This is a genomic window from Halorubrum sp. Atlit-26R (assembly GCF_003666015.1).
Lineage (GTDB): Archaea > Halobacteriota > Halobacteria > Halobacteriales > Haloferacaceae > Halorubrum.
On the sequence record NZ_QPLT01000015.1, the window covers coordinates 81,625 to 100,436 of the forward strand.

Sequence of the window (18,812 nt, forward strand, 5' to 3'; positions counted from 1 at the left end):
CCCGAGGCGAGTCCTTTTAACCGTCGCGTCGCCTCGGTTCCGGTAACCGATGGACCTCCTCGTCGTCGGCGCCGGTGAGATCGGGCGCTGGGTCGCCGACACGGTCTCGGCCGACGCCGCACCCGTCGACGCGAGCGTCGCGTTCGCCGACCGCGACCCGTCAGTCGCGGCCGACGCCGCGGCCGGCCGAGACGCGCGGACGGTCGACGCAGACGGGGACTCCGTCCACGACGCCGTCTGCCTCGCGGTGCCGATGTCGGCGGTACCCGCGGCAGTCGAGGCGTACGCGCCGCGCGCCCGGGAGGCGATCGTCGACGTCTCAGGCGAGATGACCGACGCGCTCGCCGCGATGCGCGAGCACGCCTCGGAGCTCGAACGCGCGAGCTACCACCCGCTCTTCGCCCCGCCGCGCGTTCCGGGCAACGTCGCGGTCGTCGTCGACGAGGCGGGGCCGACGGTCGCGGCGCTCACCGACGCCATCGAGGCCGGCGGCAACGACGTGTTCGAGACGACCGCCGCGGAGCACGACGACGCGATGGAGACCGTTCAGGCGGGGGCGCACGCCGCGGTGCTGGCGTGGCGACTCGCGGCGGAGCCGGTCCGCGAGGAGTTCCACACCCCCGTGTCGGCCGCGCTCGACGAGGTCGCCGACACCGTCACGGAGGGCTCGCCCGCGGTGTACGCCGAGATCCAGCGCGCCTTCGACGGCGCCGAGGACGTGGCCGACGCCGCGGCGGCGATCGCCGACGCGGACGGCGAGGCGTTCGCCGCGCTGTACGAACGCGCCCGCGGCGACCGCGAGGGGCGGGACCGGCTGGAGTGAGACGACGCGAGGCAGGCGGGACACACCAACACGCGAGGCAGGCGAGACACCAATGATCGACAGAACCGCGGTCCGGAACAACGCGAACTACCTGCGCAACGTCAGACCGATCGACCCCGAGGAGATCGCCGAGTACGTCGAGGGGACCCCGCACCCGGCGGTCGTCCGCGAGACGCTCCGCGAGGAGGCGTTCGACCTCCGGCTCCGCGAGCGCGAGGACGGCGCCTTCGTCCCCGTCGACGACGCGCCCGTCGACCCGCCGGGCTGGGCCCCCGAAGCGTTGCCCGACGCGTACGCGTTCGCGGTCGAGGACTTGCTCGTGCGCGAGTACGGCGCGAACTGGCACCGCGGCGAGTCCGGCGACGAGCTCCGCGAGCGCGTCCGCCGGCTGAAGACGGACTACCTCTACGAGAACGACGTGGAGTACGACCGCGTCGCCGCGCTCGGCTACGCGATCTACCACCTGCCGGCGTACTACGCGACGGTCGGGTACGTCCTCGACGACCTGACCGAGAACGGCCTGCTCGACCGGACGATCCGCGTCCTCGACGTCGGCGCCGGCGTCGGCGGGCCCGCGCTCGGGCTCCACGACTACCTCCCTGAGGACGCGGTCGTCGAGTACCACGCCGTCGAGCCGAGCGCTGCGACCGAGGTCCTCGACCGAATGTTAGAGGAGACCGGCCGCAACTTCCGGACGACGGTCCACGAGACGACCGCCGAGGCGTTCCTCGGCCTCGAAGGCGGCGGCGAGGGCGGCGGCTCCGGCACGGCCGACGGCTCCAGCGCGGCTGACTCCGCGACTGACGAGCCCTTCGACCTCGTCGTCTTCGGCAACGTGCTCTCGGAGCTAGCCGACCCGGTCACGGTCGCGGAGGCCGCGCTCGACGCGCTCGCGCCCGACGGGAGCCTCGTCGCGTTCGCGCCCGCCGACCGGAACACCGCGACCGGGCTCCGCCGGGTCGAGCGCGCGCTCGTCGCGGGCGACAGCGGCGGATACCCCGGTAACGACGCCGAGATCTACTCGCCGGCGCTCCGGCTCTGGCCCGACGCGGTGCCGAGCGACCGCGGCTGGTCGTTCGACGTCGCCCCCGACCTCGCGGTCCCGCCGTTCCAGCGCCGGCTCGACGAGGCGACGGCGCGCGGCGAGACGGACGAGCCGGGCGAGTTCGTCAACGTCGACGTCCAGTTCGCCTACTCGATCCTCCGCCGCGACGGGAAGCGCCGGGTCGACGTCGAGGCGAGCGCGGAGCGGTGCGCGCGGATGGCCGAGTCGGAGCGCCACGTCACCGACCGGGTGAACCTGCTCGCGGTGAAGCTGAGCCACGACCTCAGCGAGGGCGACAACGCGCTGTACCGCGTCGGCGACGGCTCGCAGGCGACCGACCACTACCTCGTCTGTACGCGAGAGACCGCGCTGAACCGCGACCTGCGCGAGGCCGACTACGGCGCGGTCGTCTTCGTCGAGAACGGGCTCGTCCTCTGGAACGAGGACGAGGGCGCGTACAACGTCGTCGTCGACGACGAGACGGTCGTGGATCTGGTCGCTCCCTGAGCCGGCGCAGGGCGTGGGAAACGGTCGCGCAGTTTCGTCACCGAGTGCCACGAGCGACCGTCTCCGGTGTAGACTTATCAACCGGCCCCGTGTTATCGGTGCCAGATGGCGGTCGAAATCACCGAGGCGTTCGTCCGTATCGCCGGCACCTCTCCGGTAGCACAGGCGTTCGTCGGCGGCGTCGTCATCGCGCTGCTGAACCTCGCCGGGGCGTCGCTGGTCCTCGTCTGGCGGAACCCGTCCGAGCGAGCCCTCAACGGGATGCTCGGCTTCGCCGCCGGCGTCATGCTCGCCGCCGCGTTCACCAGCCTGATCATCCCCGGCATCGAGGAGTACTCCGGCGGCAACCCGATCCCGACGCTTATCGGCGTGGGGATCGGCGCTCTGTTTCTGGATCGGGCGGACGCGTTGATCCCCCACGCCCATTTCCTGCTGAGCGGCTCTCGTCGCACGGACGCGGCGAACCCCGGAGAGACGCTACCGGTCAGCGACGAGCGGTTGACCGGGGTGGTCCTGTTCGTCTTGGCCATCACGCTGCACAACATGCCCGAGGGGCTCGCGGTCGGCGTCGGGTTCGGTGCGGCCGCCGGCGATCCGGCGCAGCTCGGGAGCGCGCTGTCGCTGATGCTCGCGATCGGTATCCAAAACGTCCCGGAGGGGCTGGCCGTCTCCGTGGCGGCGATAAACGCCGGCCTCGATCGCCGAACCTACGCCGCGTTCGCGGGGATACGCGCCGGTGTCGTCGAGATTCCGCTGGCGGTGCTCGGAGCCGTCGCCGTCGCGGCGGTCGCGCCCCTGTTGCCGTACGCGATGGGGTTCGCCGCCGGGGCGATGCTGTTCGTCATCTCCGACGAGATCATCCCCGAGACGCATCGGAGCGGGTACGAACGCGTGTCGACGCTCGGACTCATGACCGGCGTCATCGTCATGCTGTACCTGGACATCTCGCTGGCGGCCTGACGGCGTTCCGCGATCGGCGGCGCCGTAGTCGGCCCCCCTGACCGCCACGCCGACGTCCCGAGCGATGACCCGCTCAGCCGACCGGTTCGATCAGGTCCGGCGCGTCGACGCTCGGCGAGTTCACCCGCGTCGACACCGGATACGCGGTCAGTTCGTCGGCGGGATACGGGTCCAACAGCCCGTAGGCTTCGTCGGGGTCGCCGCGGAGCCACGTCTCCTCCTCGACCGGATCCAAGATCACCGCCATCCGGTGATGAAGGTCGGCGACCAGTTCGTTCGGCTCTGTCGTGACGACGGTGAACGTCTCGACCGGTCCGTCGCCGTCGGCGTCGGTACCGCCGTTTCCATCCGTACCGCCGCCGAACGCGCCGAGGCCCGTCTGCGTCGTCTCCGGCGTCGGCGGCTCCCAGCGCTCGTAGATCCCGGCCATCGCGAACGGGCGGTCGTCCTCGAACGCGACGCGGTACGGCGTCTTTCCGGAGCCCCGGTCGCCGCCGACCCACTCGTAGAAGCCGTCCGCGGGCACGAGACAGCGCCGGCGCTCGAACGCGTCGGCGAAGCTCCGCTTCTCGCGGACCGTCTCCGCGCGGGCGTTGATGAGGTCGAACGACTCGTCGGCCCACGAGGGGGTCAGCCCCCACTCCATCCGAGCGGCCTCGGCCGGGTCCTCGTCGGTGATCACGGGGAGCGACTGCCCGGGCGCGCAGTTGTAGCTCGGTTCCCGGTCGCCGAAGTCGGCGCCGAAGCGCGCTTCGAGGTCGGCGGTGGGAGTGAACAGCGTGTAGCGGCCGCACATACGGACCACTTCGTGCGGGCGCACTTAACTCCGCGACGACGAGTCCGCCTCCGACAGCAGGTCCCATCGGTCGGCGATGATCCCGTCGACGCCGGCCGCGAGGAGCCGTTCGGCGTCCTCGCGGTCGGACGCGGTCCACGCGTTCACCGCGAGTCCGGCCTCGTGCGCCCTCTCGACGAACCGCGCCCCGGTCGCGACGTCGATCGGCGGGTGGACCGCAACGCACCCGAGTTCGGTCGCCGCATCGACCGCGCGCTCCCGTGGTCCGTCCGTGACGAGCAGCGCGCGGTCGGTCGCGGGATCGAGGTCTCGCAGCCGCGCCAGTTCGCTCGGCAGGAACGACGAGAAGAGCGCGTCCGTGCCGGCCTCGCGGACGGCGTTGAGGGCGTCGGCGGCGACTTCGGGCGTTTTGAGTTCGACGTTGACCGCGGTCCCGTCGGGGACGGCCGCGAGCGCTTCGCCGAGCCGCGGGATCGGCTCGCCGGAGTCGAGGACCGTCAGCCCTCGGAGGCCCTCCCAGTCGGCGTCCTCGACGCGACCGGTGGCGCCGGTCAGTCGATCCAGTTCCGCGTCGTGGAAGACGACGAGCTCGCCGCTCGCGCACCGCCGCACGTCGACCTCCACGGCGTCGACGTGCGGCGCGACGCGCTCGATCGCCGCGACCGTGTTCTCGGGGAACTGTCCGGCGCAGCCGCGATGGGCGATCAGCGCGACGCCGTCCGGGTCCGTCGGCTCGTCGGCACCGTCTCCGCGTTCCGCTCGTCGGTCCGTCACGCGTCTCTCTCGGGGCCGGAGCCCGTTAGCCGTTGCCTCGCCGACGCGACCGCGCGGCCGCGCCGACGCTCCCGCCGACTTTTTAGCCGCGCACCGCCCGGGGACGCACATGCGAATCGAGAACAGCTTCATCCCCGTCGAAGGGGTGGGCGAGACGACCGAACGGCGCCTCTGGGAGCGAGGGGTCACGACGTGGGACGAGTTCGATCCCGCGGTCGACGTCGCGGGCGTGGGCGCGACGACCGCCGACCGGATCGAGTCGTTCATCGCGGAGGCGCTCGCGCGGCTCGACGACGGGGATTCCGCCTACTTCGACCGGGAGTTCCCCTCGGGCGAGCGCTGGCGGCTCTACGAGAACTTCCGCGAGGAGACCTGCTTCTTCGACATCGAGACGACCGGCCTCGACGAGCGGCGCGACCGCGTGACGACGGTCAGCTTCCATCAGGGCGGCGAGACGACGACGCTCGTCGCGGGTGAGGACCTCACCGCCCGGCGCCTCCGCGAGCGGTTCGCCGACGCGAGCCTGCTCGCGACGTTCAACGGTGCGCGCTTCGACGTCCCCTTCCTCGAGACCTCCTTCGACGTCGAGATCGACACGCCGCACCTCGATCTCATGTACCCCGCGAAGCGGATCGGGCTCTCGGGCGGCCTCAAGCCGATCGAGAAGCAGCTGGGAATCGATCGCGACAGGCCGGACATCTCCGGGCGCGACGCGGTCCGTCTCTGGCGCGAGTACGAGCGCGGCGACGAGGCGGCGCTGGAGACGCTCGTCTCGTACAACCGCGAGGACGCGGTGAACCTCCGGACGCTCGCCGACACCGTCTGCGATCGGCTCGACGACGAGGTGTTCGTCGCCGCCCCGGACGGAGACGGCGACTGAGAGGGACCCGATAGGTCGAGGACGGCGGGTATGGACCGCCGCGATGGGAGCCGCCGGAGACGGCGACGCCGACGCGCTCGTAGTCGGCGAACCGGTTCCGGTTACCGGCGCAGGACGATACCGCTGTTACCGACGACGACGGCGTCGCCGTCCACGTCGACCGCGTTGAGGTTCTCGCCGGTCGGCGTGTCGAGGGCGAACCGGTCGTCGGCGGTCAGCTCTTGAACGACGCCGCCGCTGCCGACGACGTAGCCGGCCTCGCCGTCCGTCTCGACGTCGACGAGGTCGGCGTCGCCGAGGGCGTCGGGCGTCCAGTTCGCGCCGCCGTACGTCAGAACGGTTCCGTTGCCGCCCGAGACGGCGACGTCGTCGGGCGCGTCGCTGTCGAGGCCGTAGAACGTCACGTTCGCGTCCTCGATGCCGATGGCGTTCCAGGTGACGCCGTCGTCGGTGGCGAAGACGCGACCGTTCGTGTCGATCGCGTGCCCGCTGCGGGGACCGTGGAAGTCGATCGCGGGGAGAGCGGAGCCGCTGCCCGGCGTGACGTAGTCCCACGTGCCCGCGGCGCCGTTCTCGAAGCTGTAGTAGATCTTCCCGGAGTCGCCGGCGACGTAGACGTTCGCTTCGCCGGCGGCGCCGGTGACGGCGACCGAATTGTAGTTGTTCGTGTTGTCCATCGGCGCGGAGTGGTCCACGAGCGTGTCGGTCGCGGGAATGTACTCGCCGACGGCGCCGCTCGCGCCGACGAACCAGACGCGCTCGCCGTCGTCGGTGACGGCGGCGCCGTAGAGGTTGTTCCCGTTCCCGGTCGGGCCGCCGTCGCGAAGCGTCCGCCAGCCCTCGTCCCCGCGGGCGGAGAGGACGCCGCCGCCGCCGACCGCGAAGCGGCCGGCGTCCGCCGACACCACGTCGTGGAGCGTGCTGTCGGTCTCCGTCGCCTCGACGGTCCAGTCGCTCTCCGCGGCCGCGGCGACGCCGGTCACGCTTCCCGATGCGACGATCGCACCCAGCCCCGCCAGCGTCGCGCGGCGGGTCGTCGTCAGTGGTCGGCTCATGACGCACTCGGGGTTTTCGGTGCCTGTTGTAAGTGCCTTGTGTCAGTTTAGAGTTCTCCTGAAATTAAATCGCCTAAAACCGCGTTAAACGTCGACCGGAGCGACGATCCACGCCGCAAAACGACTCGTTCACCGTCCACAAAGCGGCGTGTCGGGCCCTAATACCGGATTTTAATGGTTCATCCGAAGTAGGCCGAACACGTTCGGCCCGACGGGTCAGAACTCGTCTTCGGATTCGGCCGCGTCCACCGCCGCTCCGGCGTCGGCGGTCACCGCCGCGGTCTCGCTCTCGGTCGCGTCGTCGCCGGACTCCGGGTCGTCGGCTCGTTCGCCGTCGCCGCCCTCGTCGCCGTCAGCGGCTTCGTCCGCTTCGTCACCGTCGAGCTCGTCGGACTGCTCGGCCGCTGTTTCCTCGGCATCGACATCTCGCTCGTCGGCTTCCTCGGCCTCTTCTTCCGTCTCGTCGGCCTCTTCTTCTGCTTCCGTCTCCTGGATCAGCTTCATCTCCCCGCGCGCACGGAGGGTACCCTGGATCTCCGCGCCGTCGTACACCACTAAGTCGCCCGCGGAGACGTCGCCGAGGACGCGCGCGCCGCTCTCGACGGTCACGGTCCCGCCGCGGGTCGTCACGTCGCCGTGGATGATCGTGTCGGCGCCGACGGTCACGTCCTCGCGGGCGCGCAGCGACCCGAACACCTCGTTGCGCTCGCCGACGCGGATCGACGCCGCGCGGAGGTTGCCGTGGAGGCGGCAGTCGTCGCCGACCGTGGCCGGGGTCGACACGCGCCACGCGTCGTCGGAGATCTCGGCGCTCCGCGGGACCAAGAGGGGATCCCGAACGTCGTCGCCGTCGGCGAGCGCCTCGGCCAGCTCGTCGGCCGCGTCGGTCTCGCCGACGCGCAGCAGCTGCGAGAGGACGATGAAGTAGAAGACGATCGTCGGCACCGGGTTGCGGATGACGATCCACCCGTTGGCCTCGAACCCCTCTTCGATCGTCACGTCGTCGCCGATGTCGAGGTCGCCCGACACCATCAGGCGGCCGGTGACGGTCACGCGCTCGCCGAGGTAGGCGTCCTCGCCGACCAGCACGTTGCCGTCGACGGAACACCAGGTGTCGAGCCGGCAGTCCCCCTCGGCCTCGATGTCGTCGCCGACGCGCACGCGCTCGCCGATCGCGACGTTGCGGCCGCGGACGCCGAGCTCGACGGTCGACTGCCCGCCCACGAGCACGTCGCCGTCGACGACCACGTCGTGCTCCTCGACGGTCGTCCCGGACGGGATCGAGAGCTCCTCTATCGGACCGTCTCCTCGCAGCGACACACCGGGAGCAGTCGCCCCGCGCTTATAAACGGTGCGGGGCGTCGGACGCGCGTCGGACGCACGCGCGCAGCGTCAGGGCCGCAGGACTCCCTTCCGGATCGGGACGTGAATCCCTACCGCGGCGGATCACGGTCGCTGCGCTTTTCAGTGCGCCGCCGAAGAGGCACCCATGGGATTCGGATCGTACGACGAGAGCGAACAGAAGGACCAGGACGTCGACACCGACGAGGACGACGCGGTGAACGTCCACGAGAACGACCACGACGGCGACGTCTCCATCGAGGGCGACGCCGACACCGACGACCTCGTCGGCCGCCTCTCCGAGATGCGGGACGACGACGAGGAGTAACAGACGACGACCGCCGCCGTCGCGGAACCGTCGAGGCTGAGCCCCGCGGCGGCGACTGACTCGTGTCGCGCTCCTTTTACAGATACGTCGCGTACGCCGACGCATGAGCACCGATCTGACGTTCACCGACCGCGGCGTCGACGTCGTCTACGAGGGGACCGAGTTCGAGTTAGAGAAGACGCTGATCGAGGACGCGACCGGGAAGTCGTACCGCGACGTCACCGACCACGAGGTCCTGACGATCGTCGCCGAGGACCCGGAGCTGGACGGCGAGCCGGTCCGGATCGGCGACGTGCTGTAGCGTCCCGGGACAGGGCTGTCGCGCTCACTCGACCGCGGCGCTACCGCTGCGGTCCCACGTTCCGACCGGACGACTTTTTCCCACGCCCTCCGAAGCGAGGGTATGGAGATCGGATTCGACCTCGGCGCGAACGTCCCGTCCGGCGTGTTCGCGCTCCACGCCGTCATCGCCCTCGTGTTCCTGGGCCTCGCGGGCGTGAACGGCGCGAACGGCGAACTGATCGGGTTAGGGATCTACCTCGCGATGGCGGGCATGATCGCCCTCGTCGGCGTCATGGCCGCGCGGATCGTGGCGCGGCGGTAGTCGGAAGCCGAATCGAATTTTCGACGACGCCGACCGGCCGACGAGCCCGTTCCTGTCCGTCGAGTACGCTTCTATTCCCCTACTCCGTTAGGGCCCGATCACGATCCAGACCAACCTTGGGCTGAACGGCTCTGTTGAAATCCTTCGGAAGTGATACATTCTGACCGGTGCGTGGTCAGTATAGACGTAGCGACGAGCGATTTGGGGAGTAGGTATCGCAGATCTGCGGCCGCGATGTCGTATTTAAATAACCACGAGCGACGGCGACGAGTACTTATAAAAAGGGGTGCGGTGGCGCGTGCCGACGAGCGCCAGGAGGGCGCGAGTCGCACGCGCGAGGGACGCCGCGAACGCCCGTAGGGCGTGAGCGGCGAGGTTGGGGAGGCGTGAGGCTGCAGTGCTGAGCGGTGCGGGGCGGGACTCAAAGGGGCAGTCGCGAGGCGGCCGCAGGCGACGTAAGCACCGCAACGAGGGAGCGAACGAAGTGAGTGACCGAGTGAGGAGCGCAGCGAGCGTGCGGCCGCCTCGCGACTGGGGCTTTGGAGGCCGTCATCCCAGCAGTCTCAATTATTTATAAACAGCCAACGGCAAAACCGAGATTTTACTTATACAAGACCTCACTCACGACGTACTCCCGCTACCGATCAGGAAGCACCATTCAGCGACCGAGTTTTCATCCCAATTTATATTTGAAGAATAGGGTTTCAACAGAGTCGCTTGAGGTCGTTCCCGTTGAGACCGATGAAGAACGCCAGATCGTACTCAAGGCTGTGAATTATTTCGACGACCGAATGATCGCGTTCGATTCGTTCCATGCCGCTACTACCGAAACTCGTGGCACCCCCTCTCAAGCTCTGACAAACCATACGAGGATATCGGTCCCGAGCGTCTTCCGCTGGAACCGATTGCGAGGAGTGAGCCGTGCCTCAGACGGACTGAGCACACCGAACCTATCCGTTTCTAAGCGTCCCAACGACGTCCAAGCTGAATGTCACCGCTCTCTGAATTTGACCGTGTAGCCGTTATTGCGGAGTGCTTCAACGAGTTCGTCTCCACGCTCGATTGTGAACTCGTGGAACGAGTTAGTGGGGCTATCTGCCGAATACAGCTCTGAGTCGATATTCTCCGGAATTTCGTTTTGATGGGTATCTTCTTGGACGACAACGGGCTGGCTGGGTACGTGGGTAGAACTGCTATCTTCTGACATTCGGACATACCGTGTTACAACTATTCGGTCATTTGAATTCCGATTCTGATCTCCGTTGAGAGGGCTATCTGACGCGATTGTAGACGCCGGCAGGTGTAGATTTACCGGGCTCTGTTGAAACCCTCAGGAACTGATCTATTCTCACCCAGTCGCGGTCAGTACAGTTGAATCAGGTATCGTGAGTTTATTGATGTCGAACGAACAAACTAAATCGGATGTCGGTGCAAAAAGCCCTCCTGCTTGAGCTATTCGCAATCGTTCTCGTACTTTATGGTGGATTCACAATATTGAGCACGGATATTATGGGTGAGACGTGGGCCTTGTATATCGGATTCTACCTCGGTCTCTTCGGACTCATCTACGGTCTCGTCGGTGTCAGGATAGTAGCGGCCGTCCGAAACGATGCTTGACATCCTCCCCGCGCTAAAGCGCGAGGCTCTCTCCTCGATTCTCCGTAATTCGGGACGCACAAGCCATCCCTTCGAAGTTACAGTGTTCGTTCACGGTTCAGGCAATCGAATCAGGGACGTTTGGAGAGACAGCTACCGTATCTGATTCCGACAGCTTCAATTTCGGTTGAGATGGGAAAGAACGGGCCGGAGAGAGTACGAATCACGCGGACTTCGCTCCGCTCGTCCGCTGCGTTCAAATGCCTCCTAAGCGCGTTGCTGCCGCTCGCGAGTTTGCTCGCGGCAGCAGAAAGTGGGGCCGGAGGGATTTGAACCCCCGATCGACTGATATCTCCGGTGCGCCTCGGAACTCCAGAGGGTCGTCAACACGACCGATGATCAGTCGGCCGCTCGGTATATCAGTCTGGAGTGTCGTCCCGGGCGCAAGCCTCTGGAGTCAGTCGCCATGCCTGGCTTGGCCACAGCCCCGCGTGATCTCGCATCAGACCGTTGCCGAAACGCGGATAAAGGGGTTTCGATCGCGGGCGTTCGGTGGACGGGGACGCGCTCTCGGTCCCGCGAATATCGGTCCACTCCGGCGCCGTGCGGGACGGAGGGAAACCGACGCTACTCCCGGTCGTCGGCGCTCCAGTCGCAGTCCTGGCACTTGTAGCCGGTGACGAACTCGGTCACGCTCGGCATGTACCCGACCGAGATGACGTCGCCGCCGCACTCCGGGCAGTCGCGGTCGGCGTCCGCGATCGACTCGGCCTCCAGCACCGACTCACCTTCGACCAGCTCTGCGAGCTTCTCGGGCGTCACCATCCGCCCCTGAACGACGCGGTTCGACATACCTGCCGTTCGGGGTCGAGTACCTAAACCCCGGCGACACGCGCGGGACGCGGAGCGACGACCGACGCGGGTCGAACGCGTCGGGGGTCGCGACCGATTATCCCGGGACTACAGCCACGGCGCCCGGGAGTCGTCGTCCGTGAACGGATCCGGATCGTCGTCGGTCTCGCGCCCCTCGCCGCCGTTCGCGAGGACTGCGACGTCGTCGTCGACGATGGGAGAGGGGCCCTCGGGGGGTGCGTCGAGCGGGGGATCGCTCGGCGACTCCGCGGGCTCCTCGCGGCCGTCGGTCGGGTCCGCGTCCGACGCGTCCTCTTCGTCGACCGATTCGCCGTCGTCCGGCGCGTCGCCGTCGTGCGCGTCGCCGTCGCCGGCGGCGCTCGCCACGCCGTCCGAGTTCGGGTCGTACGCGAACAGGGTCGTCACGGCGAGCACGGCGAGCGCGATGGGCGCGTCCGTCTGCATGAGGTCGAACGGGCCGAGCAGGATCGGCAGCGCGAGCACGCCCAGCGCGACCGCGGAGCCGAAGCGGAACCGGTCGATGTCGACGCGACCGCGGAGGTGCGGCGACAGCAGCGCGATCGACAGCGCGAACCCGACGCCCACGGCGGCGGCCGCGGTGCCGTTGACCACGTACTCGGTCGAGGTCCGCAGGGCGAACCCCGACGGGTCGAAGCTCGCGACGAGCCCGAGCCCGATGATCACGCCCGGGCTCGGCAGGTACTCGCCGACCTCCGAGCTGGCGGTCTTGGCGGCGACGGTCAGGATGACGAGCCCGGCGAACCGCTCGAAGACGGGGAGATCGAGGAGCCCCTGGAGGGTCGGCGCGAGCGCGGCCTCGACGGCGGCGACCGGGATGATCACCGCGCCGATCAGCAGGATCGAGGCCGCCATCTCCCGACGGGAGCCGTCCATCTCCGCGAGGATCACCGCGGCGGTCGCGGAGCCGCCGAAGATGAGGATGCCGGTCTCGACGACGCCCGTGGCCGAGCCGAGGACGCCGGCGACGACGAGGGCGGGGAAGATGCCGTCGACGAGCGGCAGGGCCATGACGGTCGCGAGCAGCTTCGTCGCGCTCCCGACCTGCTGTTCGAGCCGCAGGGCGACCGGGTGACGTGACGTGCTCATTTAGGGACGATAGCCCTGACCGGCGGGGTGGCGGTGGGACGCGTGCGACTCGCGGTGGTCCGGGGACCGGCACGCGGAGTCCACGCCGCGGGGGGTCCGACGAGCCCATGTAAAGGGTTTGCGCGGATTGCCGGCTGTAAAGCGGACGCCGAGGTCGGCGTTCGGCTGGCCGGCGATGCGCGCGTTCACGGGACTGTCGGAGTCCATACCCAATATACGTGTTTCGGTCGCGTTAAAGGTTGTGTGAGACGTGTCCGCACGACACGAATGATCGACGACGAGAGTAGTGCTTCGATGACGATACATCGACATTCCCGGAACATCCCCGATCATCTCTCGGTTTCCGCGTCTCGGATCGTCGATCGCGTCCGGGCGACCGCGGTCCGTCACGCGTGCGACGGCGGTGACGGGACTCGGCCGTCGAAATACCCACTATCGTGTATACAACACGGATTTGAATGTGACCAACCACCACGTCCGTGCCGTCTCGCAACGCTTTTCATCGGCCGTTCATGACGCATTATATGGCGACAGATTCTGGCCGATTCTCGGCGAAGCTCGAGGTTCCGGAAGCGCTGACGTTCGACGACGTGCTGCTCCGCCCCAAGGAGAGCCGGGTCGAGCCCGACGACGCCGACCTGAGCACGCGGGTGTCGAAGAACGTCGAGCTCACCGTGCCCGTGCTGTCGGCGGCGATGGACACCGTCACCGAGAGCGACCTCGCGATCGCGATGGCCCGCGAGGGCGGCCTCGGCGTCCTCCACCGCAACATGACCGTCGAGGAGACGGCCGCCGAGGTCGAGCGCGTCAAGCGCGCTCACGAGCTCGTCATCCGCCGCGAGAACGTCGTCACCGTCTCGCCGGACGACACCGTCAGCGAGGCGGACGCCGTGATGGAGCGACAGGGCGTCTCCGGGGCCCCCGTCGTCGACGAGGACGACGCCGTCCTCGGGATCATCTCCGGCACCGATATCCGCCCGTACCTCGAGGTCGGCGAGGAAGACGCCGTCCGCGAGGCGATGACCGACGAGGTCATCACGGCGCCCGAGGACGTCGGGGCCCGCGAGGCGCTGGAGCTGATGTACGACCACAAGATCGAGCGCGTCCCGGTCGTCGACGGCGACGACCGGCTCGTCGGCCTCGTCACGATGCAGGGCATCCTCCAGCGCCGCGAGCACGAGGAGGCCGCCCGCGACGAGCGCGGGCGCCTGCTGGCCGGCGTCGCCGTCGGTCCCTTCGAGGAGGAGCGCGCCGTCGCGGCCGACGAGGCCGGCGTCGACGTCATCTTCATCGACTGCGCCCACGCGCACAACCTCAACGTCCTCGACTCCGCGGAGGCGATCAAGGCGACCGTCGACGCCGACGTCGTCGTCGGCAACGTCGGGACGCGCGAGGCCGCCGAGGCCGCGGTCGACTTCGCCGACGGGCTGAAGGTCGGCATCGGGCCGGGCTCGATCTGTACCACGCGCGTCGTCAGCGGCGCGGGGATGCCCCAGATGACCGCGGTCGCCGAGGTCGCGGACGTCGCCGCCGACCACGGCGTGCCCGTGATCGCCGACGGCGGCATCCGCTACTCCGGCGACGCGATCAAGGCGCTCGCGGCCGGCGCCGACGCGGTGATGCTCGGTTCCTACTTCGCCGGCACCGACGAGGCCCCGGGCCGCGTCATCACGATGCAGGGGAAAAAATACAAGCAGTACCGCGGGATGGGCTCCGTCGGCGCGATGAAGTCCGGCGGCGGCGACCGCTACCTCAAGGAGGAGGACGAAGACGAGGAGTTCGTCCCCGAGGGCGTCGAGGCGGCGACCCCGTACAAGGGGAGCCTCGCCTCCGAGCTCCACCAGCTCACCGGCGGGATGCGCTCCGGGATGGGCTACGTCGGCGCCGAGACCGTCCCCGACCTCCACGAGCGCGCGGAGTTCGTCCGCGTCTCCACCGCGGGCCAGAGCGAGAGCCACCCGCACGACGTGATGATCACGGACGAGGCGCCCAACTACAGCCCGGACGAGTAGCCCGGACGAGTGGCTCGGACGAGCAGCCCGAGTAACCCGGACGGCCGGCTCGGGGGCACGCGACCGGATCCGATCCCGACGGCGCGACCGATTCCGCGGCGCGTCGAAGAGGTATTTTAATATAGCCAGCGGCGAGATGAAACGTGTGAGCGAACACCCCCTCGCTCCCGTCATCCATGAGTGAGCAACCGCCGCTGGTCCTCGTGGTCGAGGACGAACCCGACTTAGCCGACCTGTACGCCGCATGGCTCGGTGACGAGTATCGCGTCCGAACCGCGTACGGCGGCCGCGAGGCCCTCGACGAACTCGACGAGGCCGACGACGAGGTCGACGCGATACTCCTCGACCGCCGGATGCCCGGCCTCTCCGGCGACGAGGTCCTCACGGCCGTCCGCGACCGCGGCATCGACTGCCGGGTCGCGATGGTCACCGCAGTCGAGCCCGACTTCGACATCCTGGAGATGGGGTTCGACGACTACCTCGTCAAGCCGGTCACGAGCGACACGCTCCGCGAGACCGTAGAGGGACTCCTGCGGCGCGGCGAGTACGACTCCGAGGTCCAGGAGCTGTTCTCGCTGACCTCGAAGAAGGCGATGCTGGAGTCGGAGAAGAGCGCGAGCGACCTCGCGGACAACGAGGAGTACCAGCGCCTCACCGACCGGATCGGCGAGCTCCGCGAGCGGGCCGACGAGTCGCGCGACGCGGTCGCGAGCGACGACGAGGACTACGAGAAGCTCTTCCAGGACTTCGACACCGAGTAACCCGCGCCGACCGAGGGGGTACCCCGCCGACTCTTTATCACCGGTCCCGCCGAACGAGCGGTATATGCGCGTCCGGGACCTGCCGCTGTCTCAGCCCGTCGTCGACCACTTCGCCGAGCGCGGCGTGCGCGAGCTGTACCCGCCGCAGCGTGCGGCGGTCGAGGCGGGCGTCTGCGAGGGCGCCGACGTCGTCGCCGCGGTGCCGACCGCGTCGGGCAAGACGTTCGTCGCCCAGCTCGCGCTGCTGACGGCGGACGGTCCCGGGCTGTACGTCTGTCCGCTCCGCGCGCTCGCCCGCGAGAAGTACGAGACGTTCGCGGCGCTGCCCGGCGTCGACGTGGGCATCTCCACCGGCGACTTCGACGCCACGGGCGAGGCGCTCGCGGGCAACGACGTGGTCGTCGCGACGAGCGAGAAGGTCGACTCCGCGATCCGCAACGGCGCCTCGTGGGTCGACGAGCTGGCCTGCGTCGTCATCGACGAGGTCCACCTCCTCGGCGCGAAGCGGCGCGGGCCGACCCTCGAAGTGACGCTCGCGACGCTCCGGCGCCGGAACCCCGACCTCCAGACGGTGGCGCTGTCGGCGACCGTCGACAACCCCGACGCGATCGCGGACTGGCTCGACGCCGCCCTCGTCGAGTCCGAGTGGCGCCCGGTCGAGCTCCGGACCGGCGTCGCCGTCGGCGGCGAGGTCGCGTTCGACGACGGCACGAGCCTGTCGGTCGACGTCGACTCCGGTGAGACGGAGGCCGACGGCGAGCGCAACGGCGACGACGCCGGCGAGCGCGGCGACGAGGACGAGAGCGATCCCACCGAGGTCACGGCCGCCCTGGTCGCGGACGCCGTCGCCGACGGCGGCCAGTGTCTCGCGTTCGTCCGCTCGCGGCGCGAGGCGGTCGACCTCGCCGAGCGGCTCGCCGAGGAGGGGCTCGCCGCGGAGCTGGGCGTCGAGGACGCGGCCGCGGCTGCGGCCGAGGAGGCGACCGACGTGGACGGCACGCTGACCGGCCGACAGCTCGCGGGCTGCCTGCGCGCGGGCGTCGCGTTCCACCACGCCGGGCTCCGGTCGGGCCACCGCGCGGTCGTCGAGTCGGCGTTCCGCGAGCGCGACGTCGCCTGTATCTGCGCCACGCCCACGCTGGCGGCCGGCGTCAACGTCCCCGCCCGCCGCGTCGTCGTCCGCGACCAGCGCCGGTACGGGGAGGGCGGGATGTCGTGGATCCCGACGCTGGAGGTCCACCAGATGTGCGGCCGCGCGGGGCGTCCGGGGCTCGACCCGCACGGCGAGGCCGTTCTCGTCGCCGACGCCGACACGCGAGAGGCGGTCCACGAGCGGTACGTCGAGGGCGAACCCGAGGCCGTCGAGTCGCAGCTCGCCGATCCGGCCGCGCTCCGGACGCACGTCCTCGCGGCGATAGCGACGGAGTTCGCCGCGACCGAGTCGGAGATACTCGACGTGTTCGAGGGGACGTTCTACGCGCGGGAGACGGGCGCGGGCGGGCTCGCCGACGCGGTCGCCGTCGCGGTCGACGACCTCGTCGCGGCCGGGATGGTCGCCCGCGAGACGGGCGGCGTCGAGGACTACCGGCTCGTCGCCACCGCGGTCGGCGAGACGACCTCGAAACAGTACGTCCGGCCCGAGACCGGCGAGCGGATCGTCGCCGGCCTCCGGGCGGCCGCTGGGCTCTCGGACGCGACGACGCTCACGGCCTTCGAGGTGATCTGCGACACGCCGGACATGCAGGACACCTACCTCGGGAACGCCGAGCGCGCCGACGTCTATCAGTTCGCCCGGACGAACGCCGCGCACCTCACCACGGACATGACCGACCCGGACGACTTCGAGGCGTGGCTGGAGTCGGTGAAGACAGCGCGCATCTTGGACGAGTGGATCGGCGGCGCGACCGTCGAGGTGCTGGTCGAGCGCTACCGTATCGGCCCCGGCGACCTCGACTCGCGGGTCGAGCGGGCGGAGTGGCTGCTGAGCGCGGCCGAGGCGCTCGGGGAGACGATCGGCGTGCGCGTCCCGGCGGTGTCGCGGGCGCGGTCGCGGCTGTGAGAAGCGGGCGAGGCAAAACCGGCGACGGCTGGCGTCGGACCGCGGCGCTTCAGTCGGCTGAGCCGACCGCGCGGTGGAAGGGAGTCCGCGCGATGGTCTGTCGCAGCTCCGCGAGCGAGTCGCGGCCCACGTCGCTCGCGGCGGACATCACCGCGAACACCTCCTGTCTGGACACCTTCACGCCGGTTTCGGTGAGCGCGTCCTCCGGGCGGCTCCCGAGTTCGCGGAGGGTGCCGACCGCGAGCAGGTACGGGACGGTCCACGCCTCCATCGTGTTCCCGTTCGAGAGCGGCATCGTCTCCAGGTACGCCTGCGCGTCGTCGAGGAACGAGCGGGCGTAGTCGGCGGTGCGGTCCACGACGCGCGCGGACGACTCGCGGTTCTCCGGGTGGACGACGCGCTCCTGGTCGACGCCCTCGGCCTCCAGCCACTCGGCGGGGAGGTAGACGTTGTTCTCCTCGGTGTAGTCGTCGTACACGTCCTTCGAGACGTTGACGAGCTGGAGGAGGAGCCCGAACTCCTCGGCGGTCTCCCGCAGGCGCTCCGCGCGCTCCTCGCCGATGTCCTCGCGGGTGAGCAGGTTCGTGATGAGGTTGCCGACGGTGCCGGCCGCGTAGTAGCAGTACTGCTCCAACTCCTCGCGGTCGTCGATGCGGAGCCCGCCCTCCGTGGCGTGGCGGTCGACGAACATCGCCATCCCGTCGACCATCTCCAACACGGGCGGGACGATGGCCGCCTGGGCCTCCGGGTCGAGCTCCTCGAACGTCGCGGCGATCGTCGGCGCCTCGGCGACGACGGTCCAGTCGTCGTCGAGCTCGGCGGGCAGCCACTCGTCGACCGCCTCGCGGAACTCGCCGATGTCGGTCCCGTCGTCCGGGTCGATCGCCCGCCGGTAGGTCCGCAGCACGTCGCTCTGGGCGTCCGGCGGGATGTGCCCGGCGTCCTCGACCGTGTCGGCGACGCGACAGAGGAGGTAGCCGACGCAGATCTGCGAGGCCATCGGCTCCTCTAACACGTCGACAGTCAGCGCGAAGGTCCGCGAGACCCCCTGGACCGCCTCGTGACACCACGCGAGGTCGGCCTCCGCGGGGCCGTGTTCTCGTCCGCTCATTCAGTTGCCAGCCTTTACGGCACAACGCATAAAAACCCTCGTGGAACGTCCGTCGTCGCGTTAAGTTAGAGGATGAGGCGCTCGACTTCAGAGTGTCTATGGCCGAAACCGAGCGCCTCAGCGAACGTATCGCGTGGATCGACTTGTCGTTTGTGGAGCGAGATCGAACGCCGCGATGGG

General features: G+C 69.2%; 19 protein-coding genes, 1 tRNA gene and 1 pseudogene. 12 read left to right on the top strand and 9 right to left on the bottom strand.

Annotated elements, in window-relative coordinates; all coding sequences use genetic code 11:
• The first annotated feature begins 49 nt into the window (after positions 1 to 49).
• From DVK07_RS15265 to DVK07_RS15275, 3 genes are all read left to right on the top strand, one after another.
• The gene (locus DVK07_RS15265; protein ID WP_121597857.1) at positions 50 to 823 is read left to right on the top strand and encodes a prephenate dehydrogenase; all 774 of its coding nucleotides are present in this window, start codon (positions 50 to 52) and stop codon (positions 821 to 823) included.
• A gap of 52 nt (positions 824 to 875) precedes the next feature.
• Positions 876 to 2,375: a small ribosomal subunit Rsm22 family protein gene (locus DVK07_RS15270; RefSeq protein ID WP_121597858.1), complete on the top strand. Its 1,500-nt coding sequence runs from the start codon at positions 876 to 878 to the stop codon at positions 2,373 to 2,375.
• Positions 2,376 to 2,480: 105 nt separating this feature from the next.
• A complete protein-coding gene (locus DVK07_RS15275; protein WP_121597859.1) occupies positions 2,481 to 3,335 on the top strand; it encodes a ZIP family metal transporter in 855 nt (284 codons plus the stop codon).
• A gap of 73 nt (positions 3,336 to 3,408) precedes the next feature.
• Here DVK07_RS15275 and DVK07_RS15280 read toward each other — a convergent pair whose 3' ends face one another.
• Both DVK07_RS15280 and DVK07_RS15285 read right to left on the bottom strand, forming a co-directional pair.
• The gene (locus tag DVK07_RS15280) at positions 3,409 to 4,131 is read right to left on the bottom strand and encodes an SOS response-associated peptidase (protein ID WP_121597860.1); all 723 of its coding nucleotides are present in this window, start codon (positions 4,129 to 4,131) and stop codon (positions 3,409 to 3,411) included.
• A gap of 24 nt (positions 4,132 to 4,155) precedes the next feature.
• Positions 4,156 to 4,905, bottom strand: a complete 750-nt coding sequence (locus DVK07_RS15285) for a glycerophosphodiester phosphodiesterase (protein ID WP_233565454.1) — start codon at positions 4,903 to 4,905, stop codon at positions 4,156 to 4,158.
• 109 nt (positions 4,906 to 5,014) lie between these two features.
• On the opposite strand from DVK07_RS15285, the gene DVK07_RS15290 reads away from it, so the two are divergent.
• Positions 5,015 to 5,785: a ribonuclease H-like domain-containing protein gene (locus DVK07_RS15290; RefSeq protein WP_121597862.1), complete on the top strand. Its 771-nt coding sequence runs from the start codon at positions 5,015 to 5,017 to the stop codon at positions 5,783 to 5,785.
• 101 nt (positions 5,786 to 5,886) lie between these two features.
• Here the strand turns inward: DVK07_RS15290 and DVK07_RS15295 are convergent, their stop codons facing one another.
• Together DVK07_RS15295 and DVK07_RS15300 are read right to left on the bottom strand one after the other, a co-directional pair.
• Positions 5,887 to 6,768 carry a hypothetical protein gene (locus DVK07_RS15295; protein ID WP_199719547.1) on the bottom strand — a complete coding sequence of 294 codons (882 nt, stop codon included), beginning with the start codon at positions 6,766 to 6,768 and terminating at the stop codon, positions 5,887 to 5,889.
• Positions 6,769 to 7,056: 288 nt separating this feature from the next.
• Positions 7,057 to 8,160 (bottom strand): polymer-forming cytoskeletal protein, encoded by a 1,104-nt coding sequence (locus DVK07_RS15300; protein WP_121597864.1) that lies wholly within the window; start codon positions 8,158 to 8,160, stop codon positions 7,057 to 7,059.
• A 169-nt stretch (positions 8,161 to 8,329) separates the two neighbouring features.
• Between DVK07_RS15300 and DVK07_RS15305 the strand changes: the two genes are divergently transcribed.
• The 4 genes and pseudogenes from DVK07_RS15305 to DVK07_RS24380 all read left to right on the top strand — a co-directional run.
• A complete protein-coding gene (locus DVK07_RS15305) occupies positions 8,330 to 8,509 on the top strand; it encodes a DUF5786 family protein (protein ID WP_008445673.1) in 180 nt (59 codons plus the stop codon).
• A gap of 103 nt (positions 8,510 to 8,612) precedes the next feature.
• Positions 8,613 to 8,810, top strand: a complete 198-nt coding sequence (locus tag DVK07_RS15310; RefSeq protein ID WP_121597865.1) for a DUF5800 family protein — start codon at positions 8,613 to 8,615, stop codon at positions 8,808 to 8,810.
• Positions 8,811 to 8,912: 102 nt separating this feature from the next.
• Positions 8,913 to 9,113 (top strand): hypothetical protein, encoded by a 201-nt coding sequence (locus DVK07_RS15315; RefSeq protein WP_121597866.1) that lies wholly within the window; start codon positions 8,913 to 8,915, stop codon positions 9,111 to 9,113.
• Between the two features lie 716 nt (positions 9,114 to 9,829).
• Positions 9,830 to 10,077 (top strand): annotated as a pseudogene (locus DVK07_RS24380) (hypothetical protein); the annotation flags it as partial.
• A 27-nt stretch (positions 10,078 to 10,104) separates the two neighbouring features.
• Here the strand turns inward: DVK07_RS24380 and DVK07_RS15325 are convergent.
• On the bottom strand, positions 10,105 to 10,320 hold the full coding sequence (locus DVK07_RS15325; RefSeq protein WP_082224245.1) for a hypothetical protein: 216 nt from the start codon (positions 10,318 to 10,320) through the stop codon (positions 10,105 to 10,107).
• Between the two features lie 215 nt (positions 10,321 to 10,535).
• On the opposite strand from DVK07_RS15325, the gene DVK07_RS15330 reads away from it, so the two are divergent.
• Positions 10,536 to 10,730: a hypothetical protein gene (locus DVK07_RS15330; RefSeq protein WP_007346299.1), complete on the top strand. Its 195-nt coding sequence runs from the start codon at positions 10,536 to 10,538 to the stop codon at positions 10,728 to 10,730.
• A gap of 293 nt (positions 10,731 to 11,023) precedes the next feature.
• On the opposite strand, the gene DVK07_RS22740 is transcribed toward DVK07_RS15330, so the two are convergent.
• From DVK07_RS22740 to DVK07_RS15340, 3 genes are all read right to left on the bottom strand, one after another.
• Positions 11,024 to 11,198, bottom strand: a tRNA-Trp gene (locus DVK07_RS22740).
• Between the two features lie 138 nt (positions 11,199 to 11,336).
• Entirely contained in the window at positions 11,337 to 11,561 is a 225-nt protein-coding gene (locus tag DVK07_RS15335; RefSeq protein WP_096393250.1) for a DUF5795 family protein, read from the bottom strand.
• Positions 11,562 to 11,669: 108 nt separating this feature from the next.
• Positions 11,670 to 12,689, bottom strand: a complete 1,020-nt coding sequence (locus tag DVK07_RS15340; RefSeq protein ID WP_121597867.1) for a DUF5794 domain-containing protein — start codon at positions 12,687 to 12,689, stop codon at positions 11,670 to 11,672.
• Between the two features lie 524 nt (positions 12,690 to 13,213).
• Between DVK07_RS15340 and guaB the strand changes: the two genes are divergently transcribed.
• From guaB to DVK07_RS15360, 3 genes are all read left to right on the top strand, one after another.
• Entirely contained in the window at positions 13,214 to 14,701 is a 1,488-nt protein-coding gene (gene guaB, locus DVK07_RS15350; protein ID WP_121597868.1) for an IMP dehydrogenase, read from the top strand.
• Positions 14,702 to 14,877: 176 nt separating this feature from the next.
• Complete coding sequence (locus DVK07_RS15355; protein ID WP_121597869.1) at positions 14,878 to 15,462, top strand: HalX domain-containing protein; 585 nt, start codon at positions 14,878 to 14,880, stop codon at positions 15,460 to 15,462.
• Between the two features lie 64 nt (positions 15,463 to 15,526).
• On the top strand, positions 15,527 to 17,521 hold the full coding sequence (locus tag DVK07_RS15360; protein ID WP_121597870.1) for a DEAD/DEAH box helicase: 1,995 nt from the start codon (positions 15,527 to 15,529) through the stop codon (positions 17,519 to 17,521).
• A gap of 49 nt (positions 17,522 to 17,570) precedes the next feature.
• On the opposite strand, the gene DVK07_RS15365 is transcribed toward DVK07_RS15360, so the two are convergent.
• Complete coding sequence (locus DVK07_RS15365) at positions 17,571 to 18,632, bottom strand: phytoene/squalene synthase family protein (protein ID WP_121597871.1); 1,062 nt, start codon at positions 18,630 to 18,632, stop codon at positions 17,571 to 17,573.
• Between the last annotated feature and the right edge of the window lie 180 nt (positions 18,633 to 18,812).